The sequence below is a fragment of the Ditibartonella choladocola genome (assembly GCF_002007565.1).
Taxonomy (GTDB): Bacteria; Pseudomonadota; Alphaproteobacteria; order Rhizobiales; family Rhizobiaceae; genus Bartonella; species Bartonella choladocola.
The window spans coordinates 1084635-1098313 of sequence record NZ_CP015625.1; the positions used below are offsets into that span (position 1 = coordinate 1084635).

The following is a 13679-nucleotide window of genomic DNA, read 5'->3' on the forward strand; positions in this document are numbered from 1 at the left end:
ATGGACATCTGCACTTTCTGGTATGGAGATCGTTTGCGACCCATTGATTGGCTATGCCTTTCTTCCATGGTCAAAACCGGACAGCATGTGAAACTCTATAGCCACGGGAATGTTGAAAATGTTCCGGAAGGGGTAGAGCTTCTGGAGGCAGAGCCGATATTGCCACTTTCAACGCTTTATCGGTTAGACCCCACTTTCCCCGACTTCAAACCCATTCGCACAATTGTCCAGCTTTCCGATTTGTTTCGTGTAAGGCTCATGAAAAATTCTGCCGGCGTATGGCTTGATACCGATGTTTATCTCGTCAAACAATTTCATCCGGAAGAGGGCAAAGTTTGGCTTGCGCGTGAAAATCGTTCACGTGTCGGTGTTTCGGCACTTTATCTGCCTGCGGATAATCCGATAATCAAAGAGTTTGACGATTATCTCGAAAGTGGCCGAATGGTGCCGAACTGGCTGGGGTTTCACCGCGGTGTCTGGTTGCCATGGCGTCTCAAGAGGCAAAAATTACCGGTCGTTCCGGGGCGTTTGGGAATTACTGTCTTTGGCAATGATGGCATATCCCGCCTTGCCAAAAGATATGGCTTTTTTAAAGAAGCAAAAGAAAAAGAAACCTTTTATTATTGGACCGGACGCGACACCGAACGCATTTTCGATCCTGCTTACGGACTTGAGCCATTGAATGATCCCCGTTTTATCGGCTTTCATGTCCATAAGAAGGAAAGAACAAGAGATCCTATAAAAAGCGGGAGTTTTTACGATTGGGCCGTCAAACGGATTTCCGGCTTTGATAAAGTTCTGGAACAGGAAAAGAATAATTAAAACTGGCGAATTGCTGATAGAGAGAGCTGGTAAATTAGCTATATAAAAAGTTCGGCCGCATTGCGCCGGAGTTTTATCCCGTCGTACCTGATTTCGCGTTTGTCGGCATTTTGTCGACTTGGCATACTTTAATTTATGGGTTTGAATGTCCGGTCATTTTTCAAAAAAGCTGTGTTTATTGTTTTGTTATTTTGTTCCTCGCATCGGGGATTGAAATTACAGTGCCGATAACACATATAAGCTTGTCTCCCTTCATTTGAAGAAATCTGCAATTTTTCCGTTTTTCGGTATATCCGGTTATGCCGGTCGGTGTAGGTGCGGGTAAACAAGCGTTTCAAAAGGCAAAACAACAATCTATTGATCTTCTAATGGATTGATATTCTAGTTATAACGACATTTCAGGTCGTAAATGACGATTCGTATAATATGGAAGTGAAAATGAGTGATCCGATCCAGACTGCCCTCAATCTTGTTCCGATAGTTGTAGAACAGACAAATCGCGGCGAACGGTCCTATGATATTTTTTCCCGTTTGTTGAAGGAAAGAATTGTCTTTATAAATGGTCCTGTCGAAGACGGTATGGCTATGCTTGTCTGCGCCCAATTGCTGTTCCTTGAAGCGGAAAACCCGAAAAAAGAAATCAGCCTTTATATTAATTCGCCTGGTGGAGTTGTCACCTCCGGCATGGCTATTTATGACACAATGCAGTTCATCCGTCCTGCTGTTTCTACTCTTTGCATGGGGCAAGCAGCTTCAATGGGTTCGCTATTGCTGACTGCCGGTGCGAAAGGGCACCGTTTTGCTTTGCCGAATGCCCGCGTTATGGTGCACCAGCCGTCGGGTGGTTTTCAAGGGCAGGCTTCCGATATCGAGCGTCATGCGCAGGATATATTGAAAATGAAACGGCGTTTGAATGAAATCTATGTCCATCATACCGGACAGGATTATGAGACAATCGAACGCACACTTGATCGTGACCATTTTATGACGGCTGATGAAGCCAAAGAATTCGGCCTTATTGACGAGGTCATTCAATACCGCGCCGAAGCCGAAGAAGAAAAAAACGATCAAGCTTGAGACAAGCTTGAAATGGGATGATTGACGGCTAAGAACAAAGTAGGGGGCAACCCCTTCTTCAAATTGCTGTTTCCGGAATTTATGGAAAAATAACGTTTGGCATTTACCTATGACAGAGAAAACAGCGGCAAGTTATATGGTCGAACCTGATATTTGTTTTAGTTTGTTGGTGGAATGGTCTTGAAAAGTTTAACCGAAAAGGCAAAATATTTCATGCAATTCGGGCGAAAGGAAAAATGAAATGAGCAAAATTGGTAATAACGGGGGCGATTCAAAGAATACGCTTTATTGCTCATTCTGTGGCAAAAGCCAGCATGAGGTGCGTAAACTGATTGCCGGGCCGACAGTGTTCATTTGTGATGAATGTGTAGAGCTATGTATGGATATCATTCGTGAAGAGAACAAATCTTCAGGAGTGAAGGCTCGCGATGGCGTTCCGACACCGCAGGAAATCATGTCGGTTCTTGATGATTATGTTATCGGGCAAGCGCATGCAAAGCGTGTTCTGGCTGTTGCTGTCCATAACCATTACAAACGTCTGGCAAACCAGTCGAAAAGTAATGACATCGAGCTTTCAAAGTCCAATATTCTTCTGGTTGGGCCTACCGGTTGCGGTAAAACCTACCTTGCTCAAACGCTCGCGCGCATTATTGATGTGCCCTTTACTATGGCCGATGCAACAACATTGACAGAGGCCGGTTATGTCGGTGAGGATGTCGAAAATATTATTCTGAAACTGTTACAAGCCGCCGACTACAATGTAGAGCGTGCCCAACGCGGAATCGTTTATATCGACGAGGTTGATAAGATTTCACGCAAATCCGATAATCCTTCTATTACCCGTGATGTATCGGGCGAAGGTGTGCAACAGGCATTGTTGAAGATTATGGAAGGCACGGTTGCTTCGGTTCCGCCACAAGGTGGACGCAAACATCCGCAACAAGAATTTTTGCAAGTGGATACAACAAACATCCTGTTTATTTGCGGCGGTGCGTTTTCAGGCCTTGAAAAAATTATCTCCGCACGTGGAGAAAAGACATCCATCGGTTTTGGTGCCACGGTCAAAGCGCCTGATGAACGTCGTATAGGCGAGATTTTCCATGATCTTGAACCGGAAGATCTGTTAAAATTCGGTTTGATACCGGAATTTGTCGGACGTTTGCCGGTTATTGCCACATTGGAAGATCTTGATGTGGACGCATTGGTTCAGATTTTGTCGAAGCCGAAAAATGCTTTGGTTAAACAATATCAACGTCTGTTCGAGATGGAAGATGTCAAATTGACTTTTCATGATGATGCTTTGCGTGCAATTGCCAATAAAGCAATCGAACGCAAGACAGGCGCACGTGGTCTGCGTTCCATTATGGAAAAGATTTTGCTTGATACGATGTTTGAACTTCCAACCCTTGAAGGCGTTCAGGAAGTGGTTATTTCGAGTGATGTTGTCGAAGGCAAAGCGCGTCCGCTTTATATCTATGCCGAGAGAGACCATCCGAAAGAAAATGCCTCTGCCTGATTGAACGGTTATATCGGTTGGCAATTCAAAGTTTGAACGGTGTTGTGTTCCGGTTTCGCGTAGCTCTTGATTTATTGGTGGAAACACACCACCTAATCCCTTTGTGCGTGGGCATTTGCTTATTTTAAGGGGTGCCGACGTTGCAAACGAGCCTCAGGCTCCAGAAAGGAAATGTTATGCAACATGATTTAGAGAAGACGGCGGATGTCGGCGATAAGCTTTATGCTGTTTTGCCGCTTCGCGATATTGTTGTCTTCCCCCATATGATTGTGCCGCTTTTCGTTGGTCGCGAAAAATCCATACGTGCTCTTGAAGAGGCGATGGGTCAGGATAAGCAAATACTTCTGGCAACCCAGAAGAATGCCTCTGATGATGATCCGAAGGCCGACGATATATATGATGTCGGTACATTGGCAAATGTACTGCAATTGTTAAAGTTGCCGGACGGTACAGTAAAAGTTCTGGTTGAAGGTGTTAAGCGCGCCAAGATTAGCGGTTTTTCCGATAATCCGGACTATCATCAGGCTTATGCAACGCCTCTTGATGAACCGGAAGAAGATAAAGTCGAAATCGAGGCTTTGATGCGCTCGGTTGTTTCCGACTTTGAAAATTACGTGAAATTGAACAAAAAGATTTCACCGGAAGTCATCGGTGCTGTCAGCCAGATAGACGACGCAACAAAACTTGCCGATACGGTCGCTTCACATCTGGCAATCAAGCTTTCCGAAAAACAGGAAATGCTTGCATTGTTATCTGTCCGTGAAAGGCTCGAAAAAGCGCTTGCCTTTATGGAAGGCGAGATTTCTGTCTTGCAAGTTGAAAAACGGATACGTTCGCGGGTTAAACGCCAGATGGAGAAAACCCAGCGCGAATATTATCTCAATGAGCAGATGAAAGCTATCCAGAAAGAATTGGGTGATGGCGAAGACGGCCATGACGAGATTTCCGAACTGGAAGAGCGTATCAAAAAAACCAAATTGTCGAAGGAAGCCCGCGAAAAGGCAGAAGGTGAAGTCAAGAAACTTCGCAATATGTCACCAATGTCGGCTGAAGCGACAGTTATCCGCAATTATCTTGATTGGCTCCTTGGTATCCCTTGGGGCAAAAAATCCAAGATCAAGAATGATCTCGACTATGCTGAAAATGTCATGGATGAAGAACATTTCGGTCTTGAGAAGGTCAAAGAACGTATTGTCGAATATCTGGCTGTGCAGAGCCGTGCAGCAAAGGTAAAAGGGCCGATTATCTGTCTTGTCGGACCGCCCGGAGTTGGTAAGACATCGCTTGCCCGTTCGATTGCCAAAGCAACAGGGCGCGAATATGTCCGTATGTCATTGGGTGGTGTACGTGATGAAGCGGAAATTCGCGGTCACCGTCGTACCTATATCGGGTCCATGCCTGGCAAGATCATCCAGTCGATGAAAAAGGCGAAGAAGAACAATCCGCTTTTCCTTCTCGACGAGATTGACAAGATGGGGCAGGATTTCAGAGGTGATCCTTCATCGGCTTTACTGGAAGTTCTTGATCCTGAGCAGAACAACACGTTTATGGACCATTATCTCGAAGTCGAATATGATCTTTCGGATGTGATGTTTGTGACGACTGCCAATACGCTGAATATTCCCGAACCGTTAATGGATCGTATGGAAATCATCCGTATTGCCGGTTACACGGAAGAAGAAAAAATGGAGATTGCCAAACGCCATCTTCTGCCGAAAGTCATGAAGGAACATTCTCTTTCCAAGAAAGAGTTTGTCGTGACTGACGAGGCAATCCGTTCGATCATACAATACTACACGCGCGAAGCGGGTGTGCGTAGCCTTGAACGCGAATTGATGAAGCTTGCACGTAAGGCAGTGACAGAGATCGTCAAAAAAGAAAAGAAGGCGGTCAAGGTCGATGATAACAACATTGACGAGTTCCTCGGTGTCAAACGGTTCCGTTATGGACAGATTGAAGGCGAGGATCAGGTCGGGGTTGTTACAGGACTTGCGTGGACGGAAGTCGGTGGCGAGCTTTTGACCATCGAAGGCGTCATGATGCCGGGTAAAGGCAAGATGACAGTCACCGGTAATCTGCGTGATGTTATGAAGGAGTCAATTTCGGCTGCTGCGTCATACGTCCGCTCGCGTGCTGTCGATTTCGGTATAGAGCCGCCATTGTTCGAGCGTCGTGATATTCACGTTCATGTACCCGAAGGGGCAACCCCGAAGGACGGTCCTTCGGCAGGTGTTGCTATGGTAACAGCCATTGTGTCTGTTCTCACCGGCATACCTGTTCACAAGGATATTGCGATGACTGGTGAAATTACCTTACGCGGCAGGATTTTGCCAATCGGTGGTTTGAAAGAAAAATTGCTTGCGGCGTTACGCGGCGGTATCAAGAAGGTGCTCATTCCGGAAGAGAATGCCAAAGACCTTGTCGATATTCCCGATAACGTTAAAAACAATATGGAAATTGTTCCGGTAAGTTTTGCAAGTGAAGTTCTCGATCACGCTCTGGTTCGCCGGCCTGAACCGATCGAATGGGTAGAGCCGACAACCCCCGCTGTTGGCGGCAATATTACAGGTGATGAAGACGGTGTTGCTTCGATTGCACACTGAATCACTAGTCGATTAAATGGTTAAACAAACGTCGGAAAAGGCAGCTTTCTGCTGCCTTTTCTTTTTAACCTTGTTTTACAAGTGTTAAATGCGGTATTTTTTCCGTGAATAACTGTGATTTTCCCGTTAATTCGGGCTTTTTTTGTCGAAATTGGCTTCTGTTTGCCATAGTTTTCAATAAACTCGCACCCAACCGGTTGAATCAATATTGTCCGGTCATAGAAAGAAAGGAATTATCCAATGAATAAGAACGAATTGGTCAGCTCTGTAGCTGAAAAAGCCGGCATAACAAAAACGCAAGCTGCTTCGGCTGTGGACGCCTTCATTGCTTCCGTTACCGATGCTTTGAAAGATGGCGGTGACGTTCGTCTTCCCGGATTCGGTTCATTTGAAGTTTCCCACCGTGCGGCTACAAAAGGACGCAATCCTTCTACTGGCGCAGAAATCAACATTCCTGCCCGCAACGTTCCGAAGTTTTCGGCCGGTAAAGGCTTGAAGGACGCCGTCAACAGTAAATAATAAAAAATCATTTTAAAAGCCCGACCTTTATTCCAAGTGTCGGGCTTTTTATTGTCTAGATCGAATTATTCTACAGATTTTTCAAATCCATATATTGCTTCAGTTCGTCAATAAATTCCTGAAGTTCATGAACATTTTTGGCACGGTTATATTTCTGGCACCACTTGCGTGGCGATATAATCCCCGTCTCACCAATTCCGTCGACCAATACAAGGGTAGGGCTGCCGTTCCTTGAACTTAAGAGTATATTGTCGAATTTCAGGTCGTAACAAATGATGCGGGTTGTCTTTACCCAGTCAATAAAATCCGCGATTTCATTGCGATAATGTGGAATTTCGGCTTTGTGCGCGCCAAACGGTTTGGCATAGTTTCCCGACAAATCCCGTTCAGCTTTAACAAGCAATCCCCAACCGATGTCTGTGGAAACAATACCTGCTATTTGCATCAGATGTTTTTCATTCTGTGCTTTTTCGGGATCGGGAAAATGACGCATATATTCGCGGATTTCACGTGTGTTCGGCGTGTTTATATCAACGGCTTTTCGCATTTGACGCAATGGTGAAAATCCGGCAATTTTTTCCCGCCATGCTTTCGACGGAATTTTTATCAGATAATCGGGATCACTCTTGTTGACATAGACCGAGCGCGTTAGCCCTTCAAATAACGGCTTTTTATCCGATAAACTAAGGATATAATCCATTTTGACCTGATCTCGCTGTCGTAAAATCCGGAAAATATAGCCTTCCTGTCGCCTGGAATGTCAGCCAAGACACTTGGCAACAAGTTGCGGTGTCAATTCATTGAAATGACTTATTATTTTCGTCGGATTAAATGCGCTGACAGGTTTGTCTGTATAGCCGAAATCGACTGCGATCACCGGAATATCGGCACTTTGAGCGGCAAGAATATCTGCCTGACTATCGCCGACCATCAGAGCTTTTTCAGGACTGCAACCGGCACGCTCGATGGTGGAGAGGATATGGCGTGCATCCGGTTTATGATAGGTAAATGTGTCTCCGCCAACAATGGTTGCAAAACGGCCTGCTTCCCCCATTCCCTCTAGCAGACGACGTGCCAGTTTTTCATGTTTGTTGGTACAGACAGCAAGTTTGTAACCTGTTTTGGAAAGCGCGTCGAGTGACGCATCTGCGCCAGCAAAGAATTGCGTTTTACCGGGCATATTTTCAGCATAATGACGCAGGAAAGTTGCAAGTAACTGCTCGACATGGTTCTCATCCGGTTTGATGTTCTGGAATGCGAGTGCACGCTCGATCATAATCCGTCCACCCATGCCGACGAGACGGCGAATATCATCGGGTGCGAAAGTCTTCAGCCCTTCTTGGCTAAGACAGAAATTGAGACTGTCAAGCAAATCCGGTGCTGAATCAACAAGTGTTCCGTCAAGATCGAAGACAATTATGGGCGAGATACTCATTGGATTTTCCCCTCGTTCAACCATGTTTTGCAATCAGCGAGTGCGCGTGCTGTCAAAGCGCGTTTTTTCGCCAGAATTTTTTCTTTTCCACGTAAACGTATACCATCCTGTTTTTCAACCTCTACCGGTGGAAACAGTCCGAAATTGATATTCATCGGTTGAAACGATTGTTTGCCGGTGTCTTCTGTCGGAAGATGTCCACGGGTTATGTGATTAAGCAATGCACCGAATGCGGTCGTAACCGGCGGCAGTTTCGGTTTCACGCCATTATAATCGGCAATCGCAAAACGTCCGGCAACAAGCCCCATTGCTGCCGATTCCACATAGCCTTCACACCCCGTCATTTGACCGGCAAAGCGCAATCGTTCAAGCTTTTTCAGCCTTAAAGTTTCGTCGAGCAGAACAGGCGAGTTGAGATAGGTGTTGCGATGGATACCGCCAAGACGTGCAAATTCTGCATTTTCAAGTCCCGGTATAGAGCGGAAAATGCGCGTTTGTTCCCCATATTTGAGCTTGGTTTGAAATCCGACCATATTGTAAAGCGTTCCCAAGGCATTGTCCTGTCTCAACTGGACAATGGCATAAGCTTTTACAGTCGGGTTATGCGCATTGGTAAGTCCCATCGGTTTCATCGGGCCATGACGTAAAGTCTCGCTTCCGCGCTCGGCCATGACTTCGATCGGCAGGCAACCATCGAAATAGGGCACTTTTTCAAAATCGTGAAATTCGGCTTTTTCGCCTTCCATCAACGCTTTCACGAAGTTTTCATATTGTTCTTTGTCGAGCGGGCAATTGATATAATCCTTGCCTGTACCCCCTGGTCCAACTTTGTCATAACGGGACTGGTACCAACAAATATCCATATCAATCGTATCTTTATATACGATCGGAGCAATAGCATCGTAAAAGGAAAGGGCATCGGCGCCGGTAACAGTGGAAATAGCCTCTGCAAGACGGGGAGAGGTTAGCGGGCCGGTTGCAATAATAACGTTACCCCATTCTTCCGGAGGAAGCGTTGCAAGCTCTCCCCGATCAATGTCAATGAGCGGGTGGTTTTCTATTTTCTCTGTTATTGTTCGGGAAAAAATGTCGCGATCTACCGCAAGTGCACTTCCGGCAGGAACCTGATGATCGTCGGCAACTTTCATGACAAGCGAATGGGCAAGCCGCATTTCGGCATGAAGCAAGCCGACCGCATTGGTGGCAGCGTCATCCGAGCGAAGTGAATTGGAACATACAAGTTCGGCAAGCCCCGCGGTTTTGTGTGCCGGTGTTTGTTTGACCGGCCGCATCTCATGCAAAACCACCGGAATACCGGCTTCTGCTATCTGCCAGGCAGCTTCCGAACCTGATAAACCGCCACCGATAACATGGATCGGCTTGTTGGAAAAATTCGACATTGGCATTCTTTGCGTTAAATTATAAAAATCAGGGTGTTAAATTATAAAATCCGGCGTTACCCTATAAAAATCCGGATATAAGCCGGTCAATATCATCTTATGGCAGAAAAAGCACGGATATAATGAAGCCTTTCAGCTCGTACAGGCAATAGGTTCAATGCCGATATTCAGGCCTATCAAGGGAAAACGGTAGCGACAAAAATCATCGAATTTTTGACTATGTGAGGCCGCAGGATGTAATTGATTATCAATCGTTCTTCAGCCATTATTTAATGCGCGTAACCGGAAAATTCTTATAAAATGGCCTGACATAGCATGGATTATCGCCGGTCTTTCAGACGTGCACAAAATTGGACGCACTCGATCAATCGGCTTTTCAACAACCGGATTTCTAACGCTCGCGAATCAATCATTCATATCGGTTTTCAAGGAAACGGGGCAATGAAAAGTCCAGTCAGTCTGGATGGGGAGGTTGCCGACCGATGTTTATCGGAAATATTTTTTCATTGTTTATAAGGAGCCCAAAAAACTCCAAACGGGATGCGCAACGAGTGCATTGCAGATTTTTGTTCGTCGCAGTCGACTGGTCTACCGACGATCGCATCTCGTCGAAAAATAAACAGACGCTGACTTTCTCGCTAAAGCCGACCGGATGATTGTTCGACTTTTATTCAAGCTTTTACGGAGCAATCCCGAAATTTCGATGAAGACAGAAGATTTACGTGTATTACAGATCTTCAAAGGGGTATTTTGTTGAAATGGTTTTCCGATTATCGTTTGTTAACAAACCGGATTGTGTGATTTTGATCTATCTTCTACGCCAAATAAGCGTTAAAAAACGCAAGAGTCGGCTTTTTTCCTTTGATTGATAGAAATTGAATGATATAGAGACGCCGCTTGCCTATGGTTTGTTGCAAACCTGATTGTCAGGATTTGCGGATGTGGCGAAATTGGTAGACGCACCAGATTTAGGTTCTGGCGGGTAACCGTGGGGGTTCGAGTCCCTTCATCCGCACCACAGCAACAACCTTGAATGCAAAGAGAATTTTTGCGGGGTTACGCTTGAGGCGGAAGCCCGCTTCATGGTATTCTGACGCTTTAGTGTTGGAGCAGAATTGGTATCGGACAGGGCTTAAGCACTTGTCCTTAGAAAAATGAAGGTTGTTCGATGCAAGTTACCGAGACGCTTAATAAGGGATTGGAGCGCGAGATCAAGGTAGTGATCCCGGCTAAAGATCTGGAAGCAAAATTAAATGAACGTCTTGACGACGCTAAAGACAAGGTCAAGCTGAACGGCTTCCGCCCTGGTAAAGTGCCTGTCAGCCATTTGAAAAAGATGTATGGCAAGTCTTTCATGGCTGACGTCATCAACGAAATTTTGAAGGACACACCCCGTTCAATTCTTTCAGACCGTAATGAACGTTCGGCTACCCAGCCGGAAATAGATATGAGCGAAGATGAAAAAGAAGCCGAAAAGGTTTTGAACGGAGACGCCGATTTCGTCTTTACACTCAAATATGAAGTTTTGCCGAAATTCGATCTCAAGGATGTTTCCGGTATTGCTGTCACCCGTGAAGTTGTTGAAGTTCCTGAAACCGACATTGATAAACAGGTCGAGCGCGTTCTTTCTTCAACCCGTACTTATACGGAAAAGAAAGGTAAAGCCGAAGAGGGTGATCGGGTAACGATTGATTATCTTGGCAAGCTTGACGGAACACCGTTCGAGGGTGGTGCAGACAATGATGCCCAACTCGTTCTTGGTTCAAAACAGTTTATTCCGGGTTTTGAAGAACAGCTTATCGGCGTAAAAGCCGGAGATAAAAAGGTCATCACAGTAAAATTCCCTGATGATTACAATGCAAAACATCTTGCCGGTAAGGAAGCAACTTTCGACATCACTGTAAAGGAAGTTTCAAAACCGGACGAACTCAAGATCGACGATGAGGCCGCCAAAAAGCTTGGTCTCGAATCACTGCAAAAGCTTCGCGATGTCATTCGTGAGCAGATTGAAAATCAATATGGTACAATTACCCGCCAAAAGGTAAAACGCCAGATTCTTGATGCTCTTGACAATGATTATGATTTCGAGACACCTGAACGCTTGGTCAATGTGGAATTCAATAATATCTGGGCACAGATTACCAATGAATTGAAGCAGGCCGGTCGCACTTTCGAGGATGAGGAGACAACAGAAGAAGCAGCTCGTGATGAATATCGCAAGCTTGCCGAACGCCGTGTCCGCCTTGGTCTTGTTTTGTCCGAAATCGGTGAAAAGGCCGGAATCAACGTTTCGGAAGATGAGTTGCAACGTGCGGTTTACGATCAGGTTCGTCAGTATCCCGGACAAGAAAAGCAGATTATCGAATTTTTCCGTCGCACTCCCGATGCAGTTGCCAATTTGCGTGCACCGATCTTTGAAGAAAAGGTTGTCGATCATCTCTTGGGCAAAGTCAAAGTTACTGACAAGAAAGTAACGGCTGAAGAACTGCTGAAAGAGGACGAAGACGAAACGTCGCCGAAGAAATCCGGCTCCAAGAAGAAGGCTGAAAGCAAGAAGTCCGACGACAAAAAGTCGGATGAAAAGAAAGCTGCTTCAAAATCTCAGAGTGAAGAAAAAGCTCCGGCCAAAAAGCCGGCTGCCAAGAAAACAGCCAAAAAAGATTGATTTGCTTTTGAAAGCGAATTTATGGCCCGGTTTTTCCGGGCCTTTTTTATAAGCCCGACACTCTTTACTTGCACTTGGCGCTTGTTTGGACTAGCCATTAGAGACAATTTTATTTTGAAATAACTATGATGGATTTCTGATGACAATCGTTGATGCCCGCACAGCTGACCCGAAACGTTTCATTTCTGGAGCTACCGGTGACTGGGAAGTCATTATCGGGTTGGAAGTACATGCACAGGTAACCTCCAATTCAAAACTTTTTTCCGGTGCTTCGACAAAATTCGGAGCCGAACCCAATGCGCATGTGTCACTCGTCGACGCGGCGATGCCGGGAATGCTACCTGTCATTAATCTCGAATGCGTAAAACAGGCTGTACGAACCGGATTAGGACTTAATGCCAAAATCAATTTGAAGTCGGTGTTCGATCGCAAAAATTATTTTTATCCCGATTTACCCCAAGGCTATCAGATTTCACAGTTTGAGCAGCCGATTGTCGGCGAGGGAAAAATCACCATTTCGGTGGGGCCGGACAAGAAAGGTGAGTTCGAGGATGTAGAAATCGGTATCGAACGTCTCCATCTCGAACAAGATGCAGGAAAGTCTATTCACGACCAACACCCGACAATGTCATTTGTTGACCTTAACCGCTCTGGCGTTGCCCTGATGGAGATTGTTTCCAAGCCGGATTTGCGTTCATCGGATGAAGCAAAAGCCTATGTGACCAAGTTGCGTACCATTGTGCGCTATCTTGGCACATGCGACGGCAATATGGATGAAGGCGCAATGCGTGCCGATGTTAATGTCTCGGTGCGTCGTCCGGGAGAGGATTTCGGCACAAGGTGCGAAATCAAAAACGTCAATTCGATCCGTTTTATCGGGCAGGCAATCGATTACGAAGCACGTCGACAGATAGCGGTTCTTGAGGACGGCGGTACAATCGATCAGGAAACAAGGCTGTTTGATTCCGCCAAAGGTGAAACACGGCCGATGCGTTCCAAAGAAGAAGCGCATGACTATCGTTATTTTCCTGATCCCGATTTGCTGCCTTTGGTTTTCGACCAGAAATTTGTCGATGACCTGAAAGCCGGATTGCCGGCCTTGCCGGATGAAATCAAGTCGAACTTTATCAATGAAATGGGGTTGAGTGCCTATGACGCCTCGATCCTTGTGAGTGAAAAAGCGATTGCGGATTTCTTCCAGGCCGTTGCCGAAGGTCGCGATGGTAAACTTGCCGCCAATTGGGTGATTAACGATTTGCTCGGCGCTTTGAACAAGGCAAGTCTTGATATTTCGCAATCTCCGATGACGGCAGATCAACTTGGCGGAATTATCGACCTTATCAAAGAGGGTACGATTTCAGGTAAAATCGCAAAAGATCTCTTCGAGATTGTTTGGAATGAAGGCGGAAATCCTGCGAAAATCGTTGAAGAACGTGGAATGAAACAGGTGACCGACACCGGAGCTATCGAAAAGGCTGTCGATGAAATCATTGCTGCCAATCCGGATAAGGTTGCACAAGCCAAAGAAAAACCGACTCTGGCAGGCTGGTTTGTTGGTCAGGTTATGAAAAAGACCGGTGGCAAGGCAAACCCGCAAGTGGTGAACAAATTGATAAAGGCAAAACTTGGGATTGAATAACGA

General features: G+C 45.9%; 10 protein-coding genes and 1 tRNA gene. 8 read left to right on the top strand and 3 right to left on the bottom strand.

What is annotated here, in order from left to right; genetic code table 11:
- From BBC0122_RS04845 to BBC0122_RS04865, 5 genes are all read left to right on the top strand, one after another.
- Positions 1-822 (top strand): glycosyltransferase family 32 protein, encoded by an 822-nt coding sequence (locus tag BBC0122_RS04845; RefSeq protein WP_077991833.1) that lies wholly within the window; start codon positions 1-3, stop codon positions 820-822.
- A gap of 438 nt (positions 823-1260) precedes the next feature.
- On the top strand, positions 1261-1899 hold the full coding sequence (gene clpP, locus BBC0122_RS04850; RefSeq protein WP_077991835.1) for an ATP-dependent Clp endopeptidase proteolytic subunit ClpP: 639 nt from the start codon (positions 1261-1263) through the stop codon (positions 1897-1899).
- Positions 1900-2140: 241 nt separating this feature from the next.
- Positions 2141-3415 (top strand): ATP-dependent Clp protease ATP-binding subunit ClpX, encoded by a 1275-nt coding sequence (clpX, locus tag BBC0122_RS04855; RefSeq protein WP_077991836.1) that lies wholly within the window; start codon positions 2141-2143, stop codon positions 3413-3415.
- A gap of 176 nt (positions 3416-3591) precedes the next feature.
- Entirely contained in the window at positions 3592-6018 is a 2427-nt protein-coding gene (gene lon / locus BBC0122_RS04860) for an endopeptidase La (protein WP_077991837.1), read from the top strand.
- Between the two features lie 240 nt (positions 6019-6258).
- The gene (locus BBC0122_RS04865) at positions 6259-6537 is read left to right on the top strand and encodes an HU family DNA-binding protein (protein ID WP_077991838.1); all 279 of its coding nucleotides are present in this window, start codon (positions 6259-6261) and stop codon (positions 6535-6537) included.
- Positions 6538-6607: 70 nt separating this feature from the next.
- On the opposite strand, the gene BBC0122_RS04870 is transcribed toward BBC0122_RS04865, so the two are convergent.
- The 3 genes from BBC0122_RS04870 to trmFO are packed head-to-tail and all read right to left on the bottom strand — an operon-like array spanning position 6608 to position 9372.
- Positions 6608-7237, bottom strand: coding sequence for a YrbL family protein (locus tag BBC0122_RS04870; RefSeq protein ID WP_077991839.1), 630 nt, complete (start codon positions 7235-7237; stop codon positions 6608-6610).
- Between the two features lie 60 nt (positions 7238-7297).
- Positions 7298-7972 carry a phosphoglycolate phosphatase gene (gene gph, locus BBC0122_RS04875; RefSeq protein WP_077991842.1) on the bottom strand — a complete coding sequence of 225 codons (675 nt, stop codon included), beginning with the start codon at positions 7970-7972 and terminating at the stop codon, positions 7298-7300.
- Positions 7969-9372, bottom strand: coding sequence for a methylenetetrahydrofolate--tRNA-(uracil(54)-C(5))-methyltransferase (FADH(2)-oxidizing) TrmFO (gene trmFO / locus BBC0122_RS04880; RefSeq protein WP_077991843.1), 1404 nt, complete (start codon positions 9370-9372; stop codon positions 7969-7971). The genes gph and trmFO overlap by 4 nt, the downstream gene beginning before the upstream one ends.
- A 935-nt stretch (positions 9373-10307) precedes the next feature.
- Here trmFO and BBC0122_RS04885 point away from each other — a divergent pair.
- From BBC0122_RS04885 to gatB, 3 genes are all read left to right on the top strand, one after another.
- Positions 10308-10390: transfer RNA gene (locus tag BBC0122_RS04885), tRNA-Leu, on the top strand.
- A 150-nt stretch (positions 10391-10540) separates the two neighbouring features.
- Positions 10541-12037: a trigger factor gene (gene tig, locus BBC0122_RS04890; protein ID WP_077991844.1), complete on the top strand. Its 1497-nt coding sequence runs from the start codon at positions 10541-10543 to the stop codon at positions 12035-12037.
- Between the two features lie 139 nt (positions 12038-12176).
- Positions 12177-13676: an Asp-tRNA(Asn)/Glu-tRNA(Gln) amidotransferase subunit GatB gene (gene gatB, locus BBC0122_RS04895; RefSeq protein ID WP_077991846.1), complete on the top strand. Its 1500-nt coding sequence runs from the start codon at positions 12177-12179 to the stop codon at positions 13674-13676.
- Positions 13677-13679 lie beyond the last annotated feature (3 nt).

Bases quoted from the DNA above. Each gene is read 5' to 3' on its own strand.
- BBC0122_RS04845 (WP_077991833.1), top strand. From the start codon at position 1: ATGGACATCTGCACTTTCTGGTATGGAGATCGTTTGCGACCCATTGAT.
- clpP (WP_077991835.1), top strand. From the start codon at position 1,261: ATGAGTGATCCGATCCAGACTGCCCTCAATCTTGTTCCGATAGTTGTA.
- clpX (WP_077991836.1), top strand. From the start codon at position 2,141: ATGAGCAAAATTGGTAATAACGGGGGCGATTCAAAGAATACGCTTTAT.
- lon (WP_077991837.1), top strand. From the start codon at position 3,592: ATGCAACATGATTTAGAGAAGACGGCGGATGTCGGCGATAAGCTTTAT.
- BBC0122_RS04865 (WP_077991838.1), top strand. From the start codon at position 6,259: ATGAATAAGAACGAATTGGTCAGCTCTGTAGCTGAAAAAGCCGGCATA.
- BBC0122_RS04870 (WP_077991839.1), bottom strand. From the start codon at position 7,237: ATGGATTATATCCTTAGTTTATCGGATAAAAAGCCGTTATTTGAAGGG.
- gph (WP_077991842.1), bottom strand. From the start codon at position 7,972: ATGAGTATCTCGCCCATAATTGTCTTCGATCTTGACGGAACACTTGTT.
- trmFO (WP_077991843.1), bottom strand. From the start codon at position 9,372: ATGTCGAATTTTTCCAACAAGCCGATCCATGTTATCGGTGGCGGTTTA.
- tig (WP_077991844.1), top strand. From the start codon at position 10,541: ATGCAAGTTACCGAGACGCTTAATAAGGGATTGGAGCGCGAGATCAAG.
- gatB (WP_077991846.1), top strand. From the start codon at position 12,177: ATGACAATCGTTGATGCCCGCACAGCTGACCCGAAACGTTTCATTTCT.